Annotated in this window: 15 protein-coding genes; 7 read left to right on the top strand and 8 right to left on the bottom strand. The window is 63.8% G+C overall.

The window, feature by feature from the left end:
• Positions 1-79 precede the first annotated feature (79 nt).
• From LJY25_RS09975 to LJY25_RS09965, 3 genes are all read right to left on the bottom strand, one after another.
• On the bottom strand, positions 80-2,011 hold the full coding sequence (locus LJY25_RS09975; RefSeq protein WP_227608180.1) for a sensor histidine kinase: 1,932 nt from the start codon (positions 2,009-2,011) through the stop codon (positions 80-82).
• 311 nt (positions 2,012-2,322) lie between these two features.
• Complete coding sequence (locus tag LJY25_RS09970) at positions 2,323-3,057, bottom strand: LytR/AlgR family response regulator transcription factor (protein ID WP_227608179.1); 735 nt, start codon at positions 3,055-3,057, stop codon at positions 2,323-2,325.
• On the bottom strand, positions 3,054-4,151 hold the full coding sequence (locus LJY25_RS09965; protein WP_227608178.1) for a sensor histidine kinase: 1,098 nt from the start codon (positions 4,149-4,151) through the stop codon (positions 3,054-3,056). The genes LJY25_RS09970 and LJY25_RS09965 overlap by 4 nt, the downstream gene beginning before the upstream one ends.
• A gap of 197 nt (positions 4,152-4,348) precedes the next feature.
• On the opposite strand from LJY25_RS09965, the gene LJY25_RS09960 reads away from it, so the two are divergent.
• The 3 genes from LJY25_RS09960 to LJY25_RS09950 all read left to right on the top strand — a co-directional run bounded on the left by LJY25_RS09960 (position 4,349) and on the right by LJY25_RS09950 (position 6,612).
• A complete protein-coding gene (locus LJY25_RS09960; RefSeq protein WP_227608177.1) occupies positions 4,349-5,290 on the top strand; it encodes an NmrA family NAD(P)-binding protein in 942 nt (313 codons plus the stop codon).
• A 214-nt stretch (positions 5,291-5,504) separates the two neighbouring features.
• Positions 5,505-5,945: a hypothetical protein gene (locus tag LJY25_RS09955; RefSeq protein WP_227608176.1), complete on the top strand. Its 441-nt coding sequence runs from the start codon at positions 5,505-5,507 to the stop codon at positions 5,943-5,945.
• 124 nt (positions 5,946-6,069) lie between these two features.
• Positions 6,070-6,612, top strand: a complete 543-nt coding sequence (locus LJY25_RS09950; RefSeq protein WP_227608175.1) for a DUF4136 domain-containing protein — start codon at positions 6,070-6,072, stop codon at positions 6,610-6,612.
• Between the two features lie 17 nt (positions 6,613-6,629).
• On the opposite strand, the gene LJY25_RS09945 is transcribed toward LJY25_RS09950, so the two are convergent.
• Positions 6,630-7,304 carry a hypothetical protein gene (locus LJY25_RS09945; RefSeq protein WP_227608174.1) on the bottom strand — a complete coding sequence of 225 codons (675 nt, stop codon included), beginning with the start codon at positions 7,302-7,304 and terminating at the stop codon, positions 6,630-6,632.
• A 68-nt stretch (positions 7,305-7,372) separates the two neighbouring features.
• Positions 7,373-7,822, bottom strand: coding sequence for a GNAT family N-acetyltransferase (locus tag LJY25_RS09940; protein WP_227608173.1), 450 nt, complete (start codon positions 7,820-7,822; stop codon positions 7,373-7,375).
• Between the two features lie 155 nt (positions 7,823-7,977).
• Here LJY25_RS09940 and LJY25_RS09935 point away from each other — a divergent pair, with 155 nt between their 5' ends.
• The 3 genes from LJY25_RS09935 to LJY25_RS09925 all read left to right on the top strand — a co-directional run bounded on the left by LJY25_RS09935 (position 7,978) and on the right by LJY25_RS09925 (position 12,262).
• Positions 7,978-10,215, top strand: a complete 2,238-nt coding sequence (locus tag LJY25_RS09935) for a TonB-dependent receptor (RefSeq protein WP_227608172.1) — start codon at positions 7,978-7,980, stop codon at positions 10,213-10,215.
• 133 nt (positions 10,216-10,348) lie between these two features.
• Entirely contained in the window at positions 10,349-11,038 is a 690-nt protein-coding gene (locus LJY25_RS09930) for a hypothetical protein (protein ID WP_227608171.1), read from the top strand.
• A gap of 156 nt (positions 11,039-11,194) precedes the next feature.
• Positions 11,195-12,262, top strand: coding sequence for a sensor histidine kinase (locus tag LJY25_RS09925; protein WP_227608170.1), 1,068 nt, complete (start codon positions 11,195-11,197; stop codon positions 12,260-12,262).
• A 118-nt stretch (positions 12,263-12,380) separates the two neighbouring features.
• On the opposite strand, the gene LJY25_RS09920 is transcribed toward LJY25_RS09925, so the two are convergent.
• A complete protein-coding gene (locus LJY25_RS09920) occupies positions 12,381-13,034 on the bottom strand; it encodes a hypothetical protein (protein WP_227608169.1) in 654 nt (217 codons plus the stop codon).
• Positions 13,035-13,339: 305 nt separating this feature from the next.
• Between LJY25_RS09920 and LJY25_RS09915 the strand changes: the two genes are divergently transcribed.
• Entirely contained in the window at positions 13,340-14,122 is a 783-nt protein-coding gene (locus LJY25_RS09915; protein WP_227608168.1) for a LytR/AlgR family response regulator transcription factor, read from the top strand.
• A 138-nt stretch (positions 14,123-14,260) separates the two neighbouring features.
• Here LJY25_RS09915 and LJY25_RS09910 read toward each other — a convergent pair whose 3' ends face one another.
• Together LJY25_RS09910 and LJY25_RS09905 are read right to left on the bottom strand one after the other, a co-directional pair.
• Positions 14,261-15,022: a LytR/AlgR family response regulator transcription factor gene (locus LJY25_RS09910; protein ID WP_227608167.1), complete on the bottom strand. Its 762-nt coding sequence runs from the start codon at positions 15,020-15,022 to the stop codon at positions 14,261-14,263.
• 108 nt (positions 15,023-15,130) lie between these two features.
• A complete protein-coding gene (locus LJY25_RS09905) occupies positions 15,131-16,150 on the bottom strand; it encodes a sensor histidine kinase (protein ID WP_227608166.1) in 1,020 nt (339 codons plus the stop codon).
• Between the last annotated feature and the right edge of the window lie 18 nt (positions 16,151-16,168).

Raw genomic sequence — 16,168 nt, 5'->3', positions numbered from 1 at the left:
GGTGTTGGCTGATTGTTAGCCTTGTTAAATGTTGATTGTTGGTGAAGGCGGGCCTTTCAACAATCAACATTTAACAAGGCTAACAGGGAATCTGAACGACGATGCTGGTGCCCTGGGTGGAGCTGTCGATGTGTACGTGGCCCCGCAGGTATTCAACGCGGGCCTGCACCCCACGCAGGCCGATGCCCCCGCCGGGTGCCCGGGGCTCCATACCCCGCCCGTTGTCTTCCACCAGCACTTCCAGGGTGCTGGGGTGGCGCAGCACCTGCACCAGCACTTTGGTAGCCCCGGAGTGGCGCACGGCGTTGTTGAGCAGCTCGGCGGCAATCCGATAGGTGGCCTGCTGCAGCGGGATGGGCAGCTGGTCCACGGTCTGGTCGCAGTAGGTGCGCACCTCGGGCCCGCCGTGCAGGTTGATGAGGCTGCCCAGCTGCTGAACCGACTCCGTCAGGCTGCCCTGGCCGAGCCGGGCGGGGAGCAGGGTGTGGCTGAACGTGCGCACGTCATCCCGCAGACGGCGCAAAAGCTGCTCGGCCTGCTGCCCGGCCCCGGCCGCCGCGGGCGAGGAAGCCAGGGCCTCGCGCACGGCCGGTCCCTGCCAGGCCAGGTGCAGGGCCATCAAATTAGGGCCCAGCGCGTCGTGCAGCTCCCGGGCGAGCTGCTCCCGCTCGTCTTCCTGGGCTGCAATCAGGCGGGCGCTCTGGGTGTTGCGCAGATGCAGCTGCCGGATGCGCAGGCGGGCAATCTGGCGCAACGTGTAGTGGAACCGGCCGGTGAGCAGGGCACTCAGCACCAGCAGCTCCAGAAACAGCCCCCAGGCCAGCGTATTCGGGTACACGGGGTTGAAGCTGGTGATGCCGAAGTGGTTGAGCCAGAACACCGCGAAGCCCGTGAAAAAGAAGAAGTAGGTCAGCGCGTAAAAGGCCGCCAGCTGCCGGCGCCGGCGGGTGAGCAGCACGGCCAGCAGCGTTGCCCAGCCGTAGCCGAACACGACCACCAGCAGGGCCTCCCGCACCCAGTTGAGCACCCGCACCAGCGTCAGGCTGTGGGCCACAGCCCAGGGAAACAGCGCCGCGTAAAAGACCACGAATACCACCGCCAGGCCCGCCAGCCAGTTGCCGGCCCGGTGCAGGCGGGGCCAGCCGCTGCGCAGGCGCAGAAACAGCTGCATGATCCGGATGCCGGCCGCCGCGGCCAGAATCATCAGGTTGTACTGCCCCACCGACCATACCAGGCGGTAAAGCCCGGCCGGCATCATCAGCGCATCGAGGCCGTCCTCCATCATCAGAAACAGGCTTACGCCCACCACGTAGCCCACGTACCAGAGGTGAATCCGGTCCCGCAAAAAGGCAAACAGCACCAGGTTGAACAGGGCGCTGCTCAGGTAGAAGCCCAGCAGCCACACCCAGTGCCGTTCAAACGGAAACCCCATTTCCCAGGCCAGGAAGTGCTCCACCGTTTCGATGTAGGTGGGCAGGTACACGCCCCCGGTGTGCACGTCGGCGCGCAGCAAAAGCACGGCCGACTCCCCCGGTTCCAGCGTGAAGGGCAGGCTGACTGAACGGGCCGGGAACTGCCGGTCGGCGGCCGGCACCCAGGAGCTGCCCGCGGCCAGGCGGGTAAAGCGGGTTTCGCCCTGCCGGCGGCAGTACAGCGCCGCGCTATCGGTAAAGTTGAAGATGCTCCACACGAAGCGCAGGCGCTGGGCTTCGGTGTTGCGCACGGCCAGCCGCATCCACACCCGCTCGTGCACGGTGCCCAGGTTCAGGGTTTTGTGCCAGGGCCCGGTTTTAAACTTTCCGTCCCGCCACCGGGCTTCTGCCTGCTCAGGGTTGGGAGCTACTTCGAACGGCTCGGTGTAGTAGCGGTAGGCTTCCGAGATGTGCGGGCCTTTGGGGTCTTTCAGCAGCAGCGTGTCCCGCACGACGTGGGGTGGGTCGGGATCCTGCGCGGCGGCGGAATGCACCAGCAGCCACCCCAGAAGCAGAGCACAAACGTAGCGGAACCGCATAGGCACAAAAGCTAGAATACCCCGCACTCGAGGCGGGCCCATCGGTACCCGACGGGTGGAGGGCAATACGTATCTTTTTTAAAATTAATTGTCGGATGCGGGGCTAAAACGGCCAGACAGGCCCCGCGCACGACAAAAACGGGCAGCCGGATCCGCATTTTCCGTATATCTACGCAGCCGGTCGGCTAAAAGAAACTGCGTCGGCCCCGGCGCTGGTACGGGAGGGGACTGACGGGCCGCTGCAAGGTCGTTGCGGAACGCACCCGGGCCAACCCCAACGCGTTCCGCAAGGCGGCCGGCTCCTGGGCGGGTCAGGACCAGCGGCTCAGGAACTGCATAAACGCTTCCTTGTACTGCTCACTCACAGTAATGGCCGCCGGGCCGATGTGCACGGTGTTGCGGCGCACCGCCTCGATCTTGTCGAGGGCTACGATAAAGGAGCGGTGGACGCGCAGAAAGCGCCGGGCCGGCAGCTTTTCCTCCATGGCCTTCAGGCTCATGAGCGAGAGCAGGGCGCGGGAGGTGCTGTGCAGGTGCACCTTCACGTAATCCTTGAGCCCCTCCACGTAGAGAATGTCGCTCAGCTCGACCCGCACCAGCTGGTACTCGACTTTCAGAAAGATAAAGTCGTCTTCCGCCGGGGCCGGCTCCGCGGGCGGGAGGGTGCGTTCGGCGTAGGCCCGGGCCTTGGTGGCGGCCCGCAGAAACTCCTGGTAGTTGAAGGGCTTCACCAGGTAGTCCAGCGCATCGACGCGGTAGCCGTCGAGGGCGTATTGGTGGTAGGCAGTGGTAAAGATTACCCGGGGGCCGGTGCCGGGCTGACCATTTTCGAGCAGCCGGGCCAGTTCCATGCCGCTCAGCCGGGGCATCTGGATATCCAGGAACAGCAGGTCCACGTCGGGGTGCTCGTGCAAACCCTGCAGGGCTTCCACGGCGCTGGCGTAGCGCCCGATCAGCTGCAGAAAGGGCGTCTGCTCGATAAACTGGCAGACCAGCCCCAGAGCCAGGGGCTCGTCGTCCACGGCAATGCACTTCAGTGTGGTCATACGTGCAGCAGTAAGTGAACCCGGAAGGTGCCGGTGCCAGGCTGCTCGCCCACCTGCAGGCGGTAGCTGCCCGGGTAAAGCAGCTCGAGGCGGCGGCGGGTGTTGGCCAGTCCGATGCCCGGCCCTTCGGCCCCGCCGCCCAGTTCGGGGCCAAAAAAGGAGTTGCGCACGTCCAGCTCTACGGTGTGGGGGCCGGGCTGGCGCACGGCAATGTACACGAAGCTGGGCTGCCCCGCGTCGACGCCGTGCTTGAAGGCATTTTCCACGAACGGCAGCAGCAGCATGGGCGCCACCGCCAGCTCTTCCTGGCCGGAAGCGGGCCGCTCAAACGTGACGGCGACTTTATCGCTCAGGCGAAGCTGCATCAGCGTTACGTAATCCTGCACGAAGTCCAGCTCCTTGCGCAGGGGCGTGGTGCCGGCCGGGGTTTCGTAGAGCACGTAGCGCATCATCCGCGAAAGCGTGTGCAGCGCCTGCCCGGCTTTTTCCCCGTCGATGACCGTCAGGGCGTAGATGTTGTTGAGCGTGTTAAAGAAAAAGTGCGGGTTGATCTGGGCCTTCAGGTACGACAGCTCGGAGGTAACCTTCTGCTGCTCCAGCTCCTGGCGGCGCTGGTCGTCGTGCTGCCACTTCCGCACCACCGACACCGCCGTGCTGATGCCCAGCACGAGCAGGATGGTCAGCATCCCCTTCATATCAACCCGGAACAAACTTTCCCCGCCGGCGCGGTAGGACGGGCGCCAGCCCTCGGCCGCCTTTTTCGCCGCAAAGGCCTGGTCAAGCAGGGCCCGCAGGTTCAGGGCCGCCTCCAGCAGCTGCGACAAAATCACCACCACCGCGGCCGTAATCAGCAAGACCACCACAAACCGTCCGCTGTGGCCCCGAAACAGCAGATTCGGTACGCTGACCCGGGCCGTGAAGTAGAAAGCCGCCACCCAGAGCCCAAACACCACGGCCTGCTTAACCCAGAACTGGGGCGGCACGGTGATGCGGCCCAGCAGGGGGTTAAGCAAAATCAGGGTGAGTCCGAACAGGCCCCAGACCAGCACATGAATCAGCGGTGTGATATGGCGCCGCAGGTTGAAGGTTGCCATCAGCAAGGGAAAGCGAAGTACAAACATACCAGCTCCCGCGCCCCCGGCCGCCGCTAACCGACTGCGGCCGGCAAAGTCTCGACCGGCGCTGCGCTTTCATCGGCGGGCGGGAGCACCGGCAGCCGGCGGCCCAACTTTTACGTTCCGGTTGAGTTTAACAGGTCACCGGATTTTTCCGGAAACCTAACGCCCCGACTTTGGCCGATCAGACCACTACCAACCCGCAGCAGCCCGACGCCGCGTCTGCCCTCATCATTCTGGCCGGCGCCACCGGGGATTTGGGAGGGCAGATTGCCGAGCGGCTGCTTGGCCACGGTGCCCGGGTGCGGGCCCTGGTGCGCAAAGGCAGCGCCGGCGCAAAGCCGGACGGGTTGCGCCGGCGCGGGGCTGAGGTGGTGGAAGTGGATTTTGGCAGCGTCGAGGACCTGACAAAGGCCTGCGCCGGCGGTACCTGCGTGGTGTCGGCGCTGTCGGGCCTGCGCGACGTGATTGTGGAAGCCCAGGGCCGGCTGCTCCACGCGGCCGTGGCCGCCGGGGTGCCCCGCTTTATTCCGTCCGACTACTCCATCGACTACACCAAGCTGGCCCCGGGCTCGAACCGCAACCTCGACCTGCGCCGGGAATTCAGCCAGCGTCTCGACCAGGCGCCCATCCGGGCTACCTCGGTGCTGAACGGCATGTTCACGGATCTGCTGACGGGACAGGCGCCGGTGGTTTTGTTTAACCTGAAGCGCGTCGTGTACTGGGGCAGCGCCGACCAGCCCCTGGACTTCACCACGACGGCCGATACGGCTGCCTTTACCGCAGCCGCGGCCCTGGACGCTACCACGCCCCGCTACCTGCGCGTGGCCGGCGAAGTGGCGACCATCCGGGACATGCAGGCCGCGGCTTCCGCCGCCACCGGCGAACAGTTCAAGCTGCTGCGGGCCGGCGGGCTGGGGTTTCTGGCCGCGATGATCCGGTTTACCCGGGCCGTGATGCCCAAGAGCGACGACGTGTTTCCGCCCTGGCAGGGCATGCAGTACCTGCACAACATGTTTACCGGCCTGCCCAAGCTGGCGCCCCTCGACAACGCCCGCTACCCCGCCATCCGCTGGACGCTGGTGCAGGAAGTGCTGGCCAGCCGGCCGGTGCAGTAAGTCCGCGCAGTTGCTGGAACCGATGGCGAACCTGTGGGACGGGAAGTTGACCCGAGCCCCGGGGGTGGCTTAGCGGCGCCCTCATTTTCTGTAACCAGCCCGGGCAATGACCGTTTAGAAAAAAGCCGGCTGCAGCGTCTGATGCCCGGGCAAGCTGCCTGATTCCGACCTCAGCCTTGTGGTATTCCTTGCAGACCGGAACGCTTTTCTACTAATGCACAACCTCATGAAAAACAAGAAAGGAAACCCCTACGCCAGCGGGGCCAGCTACGGCAGCCACGCCAACGCCGACAATTACGAAACCGGCAGCCCGGCCACGCCGACGGCCGGAAACATCGATACGAAGGCCCGCAAGTCGAAATCCGGCAACACGACCAAGATTCTGGTCGGAGCCTCCCTGGCCGTGCTCGGCGGAGCGGCCGTGCTCAGCTACCGCAAGAAAAGCTGGCCGTTCCAAGGCGGCAATGAGGGCGGCAACGGCCGGACCACTACGCCGGCCAAGAGCCCGGCATCGGCCGACAAGGGCCGTCCGGGGACGAAAGGCGGGCCGAAGGTAGACGTAGCCCTCACCAACGAGGTAGCCGAAAGCACCCAGTCCACCCCCAAAAGCGAGAAAAACTTCACCGACGAAGGCGCCACCGGCAACAACGATTAGCCGATCCGGGCACCACTACCCAGCTGCCGCTGTTGCGTATGGATCGTACGCGGCAGCGGCAGTTCTGCAAATGACCCGTCCGGCTATCCTCCTTATCTAACCTGATACTGCAATGCTAAATCCTGTGAAAACGTCTTTTTTGTTCCTGCTGCTGGCCCTGGCGGCGGCCTGCTCGCCAGTGCGTGTGAAGTCGGCGGAGCAGGCGCCGGGGGTTGACTTCACCGCCTACCGCACCTACAACTTTATGGATGCCGCCGCCCGCAACGAGGCCTTTTACCTGGCTCCCGGCACCGGCATCGACGAGCTCAAGGCGGCCGTGAGCCGGGAGCTGGAAAGCCGGGGCTACCGCCGTTCCGAGAAGCCCGACCTGTGGGTGAACATCGGGGTGGTAACCCAGGAGCGGGTCCAGACCCGCCAAACCAACTTCCAGGACGCGCCCCGCTACATGGGGCAGCGCAACTACCACTGGAAAAGCGAGGATGTGGTGGTAGGCCGCTACGAGGAAGGCACCGCCACGGTGGAGGTAGTGGATGCCGCCCGCAACGAGCGGGTGTGGCAGGGCGTGGCCAGCAGCACGCTGTCGAAGGACCCCGAAAAAGTGGCCCAGCGCATCGACGAAGGCATTCAGCGGATGTTTGTGAAGTTTCCCGTCCCCGTTCGTCCCTAGACTCAGAAGCAGCCGGGCTATCTGGTTTTGATGACCATCACGCCCGTGGCGTACTTCGGGTTTCCGTACTTGTCGGCGGCTTCCTTGCCCGAAATCAGGGTGCGGGTGCCGCCGGCTTTTAGGCGCAGGGCCTTAAACTCCTGGAGCGAATAGAGCGTGCCGTCCACGTCGTAGTACTGGATTTTACCGCCCGGCGCCCGAAACGCATGGGGCCTGCTGGCCACGTACTCTTCCCCGTACAGAATCACCTCCACGTAGTCGCCCAGCGCTTCGTCGGCGACATATTTGAGCCGGTCGACCCGGGCGGAGTTGATGCCGGGAATAACGTTGTGGTCGTAGTACTTGCCTTTGTAATACAGGCGGGCCTTGTTGGCAAAGTAGCGCAGCATGACGTGGCTCTTGTCCTTGACCTCAATCTTCATGGTCATCCGCTCCATGCTCTGGTTTGCCGAGCGGGGCGAGGTCATCACGATTTCCTCGGGCTTGAACAAGCCCAGCACGTTGGCTGAAGTCGGGTGCCCGTCCACGAAGGCATCGATTTTATCGTTGGTATAGCGTGGGCCCACCGCCCGGCGCGTTATCGTCGTACGGGAGCCACTTGGGGCCGGATCCGCGGTTTGGGCCAGGAGGGAAGTTGCGCCGAGCAGCAAAAGGGCGGCGGCACTGCCCAGGCGAAGTATCAAAGCAGGCATAGCTGGTAGCCGGATAAAGGAAGTTGTAAGCACAACGAAAGATAGGCCGGCCGGAACCGGGGCGGAGGTCAGGCCCGCAGCATGTAGATGTGGGGAATGCCGTCTTCCAGGTAGCCTTCCCCGAGCTGAGCAAAGCCGAAGCTTTCGTAAAAAGCCTTCAGGTACAGCTGGGCCCCGATTTTGATGGGCTGGGCGCCATACAGCCGCTCGCACTCCGCCAGGGAACGGCGCAGCAGCTCCCGCCCGTAGCCGAACCGCCGGAACGCCGGACTCGTCACGACCCGGCCGATGCTGACCTGCCCGTAGCTCAGCCCCGGGCCGAACAGGCGGGCATAGGCAGCCAGTTGCCCGGTTTCCGCGTAGCCCAGCAGGTGGTCGGCCTTTTCGTCGAGCCCGTCCATATCCTGAAAAGCGCAGGTCTGCTCCACCACAAACACCTCACTGCGCAGCTGCAGCAGGGCGTAGAGCTCGGGCACGGTAAGGTCGGAGTAAGGTTTGGTAGTCCAGGTAAGCGGCATGGCGGCAGGGTTTGCGTGAGGCCGGCAAAGGTACGGGCGGCCGCCACGCTCGGACGACTTTACACTTCATCCTCCTGATCCGACGGTTCGGCAACCTTTAGTTTCAGCGCGGGCGGCAGCCGGTGACTTTTGATCATCACTTCGCTGCTACCCCGATGAAACACCTTTTCCTTTCCCTGCTGCTGGCGCTGACGGCCCTGCGGCCCGCCGCCGCCCAAACCTCCACTACGCTCAGCGGCACCGTGCGCGACGCCGCGGGCCACCCGCTGCCAGGCGTGAACGTGTTCCTGAAAACCACGTTCGACGGGGCCAGCACCGATACGCTCGGCCGGTTTCGGTTCAGCACCCGGCAGACCGGCACCCTGCCGCTGGTCGTGACGCTGCTGGGCTTCCAGCCCCTGGAGCAGCCCGTGGAGCTTAACGGCACCGCCCGGCACCTGGCCCTGGTGCTGAAGCCCGTGCGCAACCAGCTGGGCGATGTGGTCATCACCTCCGGCACGTTCGAGGCCAGCGACAGTCGGCGCAGCACCGTGTTCAACGCCCGCGACGTGGTCACGACGGCCGGGGCTTCGGCCGACGTGGCCGGGGCGTTCAACACCATGCCGGGCACCACGCGCAACGGGGAGGAAGGCAAGCTGTTCGTGCGGGGCGGGGCCGCCGGCGAAACCCGGCAGTACCTCGACGGCGTGCCGCTGCAGTCGCCCTACAACGCTACGGTGTCGGGCATGCCGGCCCGGGGGCGGTTTTCGCCGATGCTGTTCAAGGGCATGGCTTTCAGCACCGGGGGCTACTCGGCCGAGTACGGACAGGCGCTGTCGGCCATCGTGGCCCTGAACTCCTCGGATCTGGTGGAGGAAACGCAGACGGGCATCTCCGTTTTCTCCCTGGGTATGCTGAGCTTGTCGCACCAGCAGCGCTACGAGCGGTCCTCGGTGGCCGTAACGGGCGACTACACCAACATGCGGCCCTACATCGGGCTGGTGTCCCAGCGTATGCTGACCGGATTTGAGACGGTGGGCGGGTCGGTGGCCTTCCGGCAGAAAACCGGCGACATGGGCATGCTCAAAACCTACGGCGCCGTAACGCAGCAGCGCATCGGGGCCCGTCAGGCCGAAGCGGGGTCCTCCGCCAACCTGCCCGTGGCCCTGCTTTCCCGCAATGCTTACCTGAATGCCACCTTCCGCAGCCCGCTCTACCGGGGCTGGTCGGTGCAGAGTGGCGTGGCCGCCACCCGCGACGTGCAGTCGGCCAGCGTGACGACCTGCGATGCGCAGTCGGGAGCCGGTCGGGAGCAGACCCGCCGGGACCTGGAGCAGTCGGTTGTGGGCCGGCTGGTGCTTATCAACGACTCGGCCAGCGCCTACTGGAACCTGAAGCTGGGTCTTGAAGGTCTGGCGCAGGGCAACGAGCAGCGCTACCTGGCCGTGCCGCGCGACACGGTGTTTCAGTTCGGGGAGCAGCGCCTGGCCGGCTTTGCCGAGTCCGACATCTCCTTCAGCAACCAGCTCGTAGGCCGGGTAGGGGGGCGGGCCGAGTACTCGGCCGTGCTCGGCCGCTGGAACGTGGCGCCCCGCCTGGCCCTGGCATATCAGCTAAACGAGCAAAACCAGCTTTCCGGGGCCTGGGGCTATTTCTATCAGACGCCCGGCACCGACATTCTGCTGCGCGCCGCTCATCCCGGACAGCTCCGGTTTGAGCAAGCCCAGCACGTGCAGCTCACCTACCTGCGCAGCCACGACAACCGCACGCTGCGCCTGGAAGCCTACGCCAAAAGCTACGCCCAGCTCGTGCGCTTCGACGTGAGCCCGCCCGCCAGCGCCCTGACGCCCTACGACCCGGCCAGCTACCGGAGCGGGGGCAGCGGCTACGCCCGGGGCGTGGACGTGCTGTGGCGGGACAAGAAGACGGTGAAAAACGGCGACTACTGGATCAGCTACGGCTTTCTGGACACCCGGCGGCAACAGCACCTCGACCCGGTGCGGGCCGTGCCCACCTTTGCCGCCCGCCACAACCTGAGCGTGGTCGGCAAGTACTGGGTGCCCCGCCTGCACACGCTGTTCGGCGCGACCTACACCTACAACAGTCCGCGCGCCTACCACGACCCCAACCGGGCCGGCTACAACCAGGGCCGCCTGCCCAGCTTCCAGGACGTCAGCCTGAACGCCAGCTACGTGACCACGCTGTGGAAAAACTTCACCATCGTGCACGTGTCGTGCTCCAACGTGCTGGGCCGGCAGAACGTGTTCGGCCACCGCTACGCGCCCACGCCCGGGGCCGACGGCAAGTACGCCAGCGTGGCCGTGCTGCCCTCCGCGCCGCGCTTGGTGTTCGTGGGCGTGATGGTGTCCATCAACAAGAAGCGCCCCGCCAATACCGACGAAGCTCCGGAGTAGCGGCCCCTACGCTTCATCCGCCTGATCTGACGCTTCGGCAACCTAAACTTTCCGCCGCCCGCGCCGCCGCCCACCTTTGCATCATCACGCCAACCCCCGTCTTCCTTTCCCCATCAACCTCTTTCCAACTTCCATGAAAAAGACCCTGCTTTTCCTCGCCCTGGCCTGTGCCTCCCTTTCGGCCACCGCCCAGCAAACCACCCCGGCCACTGCCCCTAGCGCTGCTCCGGCCGGCTACACCGACCTGATGGCCGCAGCCGTCAAGGAGCTGTACCGCACCGGCGACCCGGTGCAGTTAAAGGAACTGGCCAGCAAGTTTGAGCGGGCCAGCGCCGCCGCTCCCGCCGACTGGCTGCCCGCCTACCACCGCGCCTACGCCCTGCTCATAGCCACCTTCCAAGGTAAGGAAAGCAGTGACGTGAAAGACAAAAACCTGGACCAGGCCGAGGCTTCGCTGGCCCAGGCCCGCAAGCTGAAGGGCGACGAGTCGGAGCTGCTGGTGCTGCAGGCCTACATCCACCAGGCGCGGCTGGGCATCAACCCGATGGCTCGCTCGGGCAAGTATTCGCCCCAGATCAAGGAAGCCCTGGACCAGGCCAAAAAACTGAACCCGGCCAACCCGCGCATCTACCTGGTGCAGGGCAACCAGCTGTACTTTATGCCCAAGATGTTCGGGGGCGGGGCCGACGTGGCCAAGCCGGTTTTCGAGGAAGCCAAGGTCCGCTTCGCCGCCGCCCGGCCCGCCAGCCCGCTGCTGCCCGCCTGGGGCGAGCGGCAGGTGCTGAGCCGTCTGAAATCCTACGAAGCCCAGGCGGCGAAATAACGAGCCAGGAGTCGGAGCCGGGTCAAACGCGCCGCCTGATCCCGGGAGGCGTGTTTTACCAACTTGCTTTCTCCAGGCTTCCGGCTCCTGACTCCTGTATCCAGACCGTATCTTGCCCGTCTTCCCATGCCGGCCCTACCTCCTGATTCCTGCTCCATGCCTGCCCGACACGCTCCCACGATGCCGCCGCTCCGCGCTTTGCGTCCCTGGCTGAAAGTGGGGCTGATATTGCTGGGCGTGTCCGTGACGATGACGCTGCTCACCTGCCTGGAGTGCCTGAGCAGCCCACGGGAGCTGCTGCTGAGCTTTACCCTAACCACGATCTACACCTGCGGGCTCTGGCTGGCCAACGGCTACTCCGTGGACTGGCTCGACAAATACGTGCGCTGGAAGCAGTCGCCCGGCAAGCGTCTGGTGCTCACGGTACTGGTGTCGCTGGGCGGCTCCCTGGTGGTTATCTTCCTGGTACGGCTGGGGTTTGTGCTGTACCGGGGCAAGAGTCCGGCGGTGCTGTTCACGGCCCCCTACGTGCAGGGCTACGTGTTTCCACTGGTTATCACGGCCCTGATTTCGATGTTCATGCACAGCCGCTCGTTTCTGCTGGGCTGGCGGGAGGCCGTGGTAAGCAACGAGCGGCTGCAAAAGGAAAAAGCCCAGGCTGAGGCCGAGTCCCTGCGCCAGCAGCTCGACCCGCACTTCATGTTCAACGCCCTGAACGCGCTGACGTCGCTCGTGGAAGAAGAGCCCCAGCTGGCGGTGCGCTTTATCCGGCAGCTTTCCCAGGTGTACCGCTACGTGCTCGACGCCCGGCAGCGCGAGGTGGTGCCCCTGGCCGACGAGCTGGAGTTTGCCCGGTCCTACCTGTTTCTGCAGAACATCCGCTATGGCGAGGCCCTGCGCACCGAGTTGCCCGACCCGGCCGCCGTGCCGGCTAACTGCGTCGTGCCGCCTTTGAGCCTGCAGCTGCTGCTGGAAAATGCCCTCAAGCACAATGCCGCCAGCGTCGATCAGCCCCTGCACCTGCGCATCACCCTCGACCCGGAGGCCCAGACCCTGAGCGTCCAGAACACCTTGCGCCCCCGCCGCCTGGGCCCCGAAGAGTCGCTGGGAATCGGGCTGCCCAACCTGACGGCCCGCTATGCCCACCTTACCGACGAGCCCGTGCGCGTGGCGCGCACCGATACCGAGTTTACCGTGACCTTGCCGGTATTAAGTCTGATGTGAGGATAGCGTTAGGTTTAGCTATTCCACCGTTTTCCTGAACTAGTCCTATCCCCTACAAGCATTGCCGCTAAGTGCCGTATCTCCCAGCAGTCATTACGCTATTACATGTATGGTTGACTTAGTTAAGATGACCTGTTAGATAGATGACCTGTTGTAAGGGGTTGTCATTCCTCATCAGGTGCTTTCGATCGATCTGTAGATTTCCGACAATGTCGTCGATGAGGTCGCCTTGATAGGCTTTTAATCGGCTCTTCGCCAAAATGATGCGGAAGTGGTACAGGTTACGATCATTCACATACACTAAGCAATAGGCGTGAAAGTCCCGGCCCTTAGCACGTAAGCTTACATCTCGTTCGACGGCGAAATCATGCTGAAACATCAGCTTCTTGACTGTATCCCCTTCTGCCAGCTGGAAGCCGGGAAAGGGTGCATTTATTAGTTGCTGAGCCAGGGCTGGATAGTCCAACGAAGGTGTATCTTTCTCAAAGCGAGTGAAGCTGATCCGCTCCGTACTATCGGCGTTATCAGGCGCAAGGATGACGAGCGTTCCATCCTCTCGGTGAGGCGTCCAGCCAGGCGGGGTACAGATTATTTCCCGGCCAGCTTCCACTGCTGTCCATTTTGCCAGCGCCGGGCTGTTTTCCCGCTCGATGTCAAATGACGTGACGTCAATGGTGTCGTCATGCAACTGCTCAGCAGCCTGCCGTTCTTCTTCGCTGATAGTTGGGCCACAATATGTGCAAGTGACAATCAGAATGAGGTGCAGAAGCACGCGTAAGCACAAACGAGTAGGCATAGGGTGATCTATTATAGCGAAGCAGGACTTACCGGCAAAGGTCTATAAAAACAAACCCTCCTTTGAGTGAACTGCTGCCAAGGGGTGCTCACAAGACTACCAAAAGCCCGCTACGGTTCAGTTTGAGTTCAAAAAACTCGTTCACGAAATCAAAGTTCAATAAACGCGATGGGAGATGAGTTTCGTGAACTCGATGGAGAGGGGTTTTCGTGCCAAAGAGTAGCAATCCGCCATATTCCCCACCTTTGTCAGCGCAACCCCCTGTTCCCCATTCGATCGGAATGACAGCCTACGTTATCGAAGACGAGCCCCTGGCCGCACGACGGCTTACCGACCTGCTGCGCCGGCAGTACCCACCCGTGGACGTGCGCGGCACCGCCGACTCGGTGGAAGCCGCCGTGGCGTTGCTCCAGGGGGCTGCCGAACGGCCGGACGTGCTGTTTCTCGATATTCACCTGGCGGACGGACTGAGCTTTGAGCTGTTTGATCGGGTGGAGGTGCGCTGCCCGGTTATCTTCACCACGGCCTACGATGCCTACGCCCTGCGTGCGTTCAAAGTGAACAGCATCGACTACCTGCTCAAGCCCATCGACGAGCAGGAGCTGCAGGGAGCCGTCGACAAGCTGCGGGCCTTGCGGGCCTCGGCTCCCACGGCGCCGGCCCCGGCCTTCGACCCGGCTTTGCTGACTCAGGTGCTGCAGCAGCTTCAGCCCCAGAAACAGTACAAAAAGCAGTTCGTGGTAAAGGTGGGCGAGCACCTGAAGATCATTCCGGTCGAGAACATCAGCTACTTCTTCAGCCTCGAGAAAGCCACCTTCGTGCAGACCCGCGAGAACCGTCGCTTCGTGGTCGACCAGACGCTGGAGCAGCTGGAAAAGCTGCTGGACCCCCGTCACTTCTTCCGGGTCAACCGGGCGTACCTCGTGCACCAGGATGCCATCCAGGACATCATTCACTTCACCAACTCCCGCCTGAAAACCGTGCTTTCGCCCCCCGCGCCCGAGGGCGACGTGCTGGTCAGCCGGGAAAAGGTAGCCTCCTTCCGCGCCTGGCTGGACCGGTAAGGCTTGAAGGTGCTACTGTGAGCAACGTGCTGCTGGGTTGAGCTTTAATGCGCGGAACAGGAAACTTTCCTATCCAGCTTCATCAGCTCCCGGCCCCGCTCACCATTTCTTACACACTGCTCATCCAGCGTCAGTGTATTAGCTTCCTTCCAGCCAGGTTTTAAACGCCCCGGCTTTTTCGCGGCTGACCAGCACGTCTTCGCTGGGCGCGGGGGTGAGGTCGAGCTTGAGCTTTCCGTTGAAGTGGGGGTGCAGGCGCTGCACGGCCTGCAGGTGGGCAATGAACTGCCGGTTGAGCCGGAAAAACTGCTCGGGGCTCAGCAGCTGCTCGAGCTGTTCGAGCGGGTAGTCGACCACAAAGCGGCGACCATCGGTAGCCACCAGGGTCGTGACTTCGTGCCGGCTCTGGAACCACGCCACCTGGCTTACCGGGAGCGGTAGCAGCTGCTCCCCGCTGCGTACCAGAAACCGGTTTTTAAACTGGCGCTCGGGCCGGGGCAGACTGTCGCGCAGGGTTTCCAGACGCTGGGCCGGCGCCTGGGGCGTACGCCACTCGGCGAGCTTGCGCAAAGCTGCCGTCAACTCGGCCAGCTTCACGGGCTTGAGCAGGTAGTCGACGCTGTTGGCTTTAAAGGCGCGCAGGGCGTAGGCATCGTAGGCCGTGGCGAAGATAACCGGGCTGGGCACCAGCACCTGGTCGAATACATCGAGGCTCAGGCCGTCGGCCAGCTGGATGTCGGAGATGATAAGGTCCGGAGCCGGGTGCGAGGTCAGCCAGGCTACCGCGCCGGCCACGCTGTCGAGGGTGGCTACCACCTGAGCGTCGGGGGCGGCCTGGCTGAGCAGCCGCTGCAGCCGCTCGGCGGCGGGGTACTCATCTTCCAGCAGCAGGACGGTCATGGGTTTCAATTAAGAATTGATTTAAGGGAATCCGCCGCTATTTTCCTTAAACAACCAACAACCAACAACCAACAACCAACAACCAACAACCAACAACCAACAACCAGCCTAGGCCGGGAGCAGGGGCAGCCAGACGGTGAAGGTGGCCGCAGCGGCTTCGATGCGGACGGGGTGCGGCGCCTGCAGCAGCTCGTAGCGGTGCACGGTATTCTGCAAGCCCAGGCCCGTGCTGGCGCCGAGGCCACTGGCCCGGGGCCGAAACGAGTTCTGCACCCGCAGAAACCCGTCCTCGGCCGTAATGCTGACCGACAACGGGTGCTCCCGGCTCACTACGTTGTGCTTAAGCGCGTTTTCCACCAGCACCTGCACGCTCAGGGGCGCCACCCGGTGGCGGAGCAGCGCCGCCGGAACGTGCTGCTCCACCCGCAGGTTGTCGCGAAACCGAACCTTCTGCAGGGCCAGGTAGGCATCCACGAAGGCCAGCTCCTCGGCCAGGGGCACCGTGGGCTGGTTCCGGCTTTCCAGCACGTAGCGGTACACGTCGGCCAGCTGCTCCACAAACTGCTGGGCCGGCTCGTTCTGGGCGTCGATTAGCGCGGAGAGGGTGTTGAGGCTGTTAAACAGAAAGTGCGGGTCGAGCTGGTTCTGCAGGGCCTCGAGCTGACTTTGCACCCCGGCCCGGCTGAGCTGCTCGGCCCGGCGCAGGTTGTGCTCCCACTGCCCGAAGAAGTGCCGGCTTTCGTAGATCAGCTGCACAATCAGGGTCGGAATAAGGTCGAAGGCAATCTGGTTGAACAGAAACCGGGGCGTCAGTGAGAAATAGGCCGGCATCAGCTGATGAAGCAGCACCACCAGGGCCAGGGTGGCCACGCTGGTATACAGCAGGCAGGCCCCGACCAGCCACCACAGCCGGCGGGCCGTCTGCTCCACGCCCGGAAACCGCTGCAGCAGTACGCCCCACAGCGCCCGGTTGCCCAGCCACAGCACCAGGGTGAACAACAGCGAAATGGTAAACTGCAGCAGCACCATGCCCGCCCGGAGCGGATGAGCCTGGCCCGGCAGGGAAAGCAGCACAATCAGCACCGACAGCAGCGGAATGCCCAGCAGGCGCAGGCGACGGTCGTTCATGGCGGGCCGGGAAAAGGC

It is taken from the genome of Hymenobacter translucens, from assembly GCF_020685205.1.
Lineage (GTDB): Bacteria > Bacteroidota > Bacteroidia > Cytophagales > Hymenobacteraceae > Hymenobacter > Hymenobacter translucens.
This window is presented reverse-complemented; position numbering and strand designations above follow the sequence as displayed.

Excerpts from the sequence above, each read along its gene's own strand:
- LJY25_RS09975 (WP_227608180.1), bottom strand. The coding sequence starts at position 2,011 with ATGCGGTTCCGCTACGTTTGTGCTCTGCTTCTGGGGTGGCTGCTGGTG.
- LJY25_RS09940 (WP_227608173.1), bottom strand. The coding sequence starts at position 7,822 with ATGCCGCTTACCTGGACTACCAAACCTTACTCCGACCTTACCGTGCCC.
- LJY25_RS09935 (WP_227608172.1), top strand. The coding sequence starts at position 7,978 with ATGAAACACCTTTTCCTTTCCCTGCTGCTGGCGCTGACGGCCCTGCGG.
- LJY25_RS09905 (WP_227608166.1), bottom strand. The coding sequence starts at position 16,150 with ATGAACGACCGTCGCCTGCGCCTGCTGGGCATTCCGCTGCTGTCGGTG.
- LJY25_RS09930 (WP_227608171.1), top strand. The coding sequence starts at position 10,349 with ATGAAAAAGACCCTGCTTTTCCTCGCCCTGGCCTGTGCCTCCCTTTCG.
- LJY25_RS09915 (WP_227608168.1), top strand. The coding sequence starts at position 13,340 with ATGACAGCCTACGTTATCGAAGACGAGCCCCTGGCCGCACGACGGCTT.
- LJY25_RS09910 (WP_227608167.1), bottom strand. The coding sequence starts at position 15,022 with ATGACCGTCCTGCTGCTGGAAGATGAGTACCCCGCCGCCGAGCGGCTG.
- LJY25_RS09925 (WP_227608170.1), top strand. The coding sequence starts at position 11,195 with ATGCCTGCCCGACACGCTCCCACGATGCCGCCGCTCCGCGCTTTGCGT.
- LJY25_RS09965 (WP_227608178.1), bottom strand. The coding sequence starts at position 4,151 with ATGGCAACCTTCAACCTGCGGCGCCATATCACACCGCTGATTCATGTG.
- LJY25_RS09955 (WP_227608176.1), top strand. The coding sequence starts at position 5,505 with ATGCACAACCTCATGAAAAACAAGAAAGGAAACCCCTACGCCAGCGGG.
- LJY25_RS09970 (WP_227608179.1), bottom strand. The coding sequence starts at position 3,057 with ATGACCACACTGAAGTGCATTGCCGTGGACGACGAGCCCCTGGCTCTG.
- LJY25_RS09945 (WP_227608174.1), bottom strand. The coding sequence starts at position 7,304 with ATGCCTGCTTTGATACTTCGCCTGGGCAGTGCCGCCGCCCTTTTGCTG.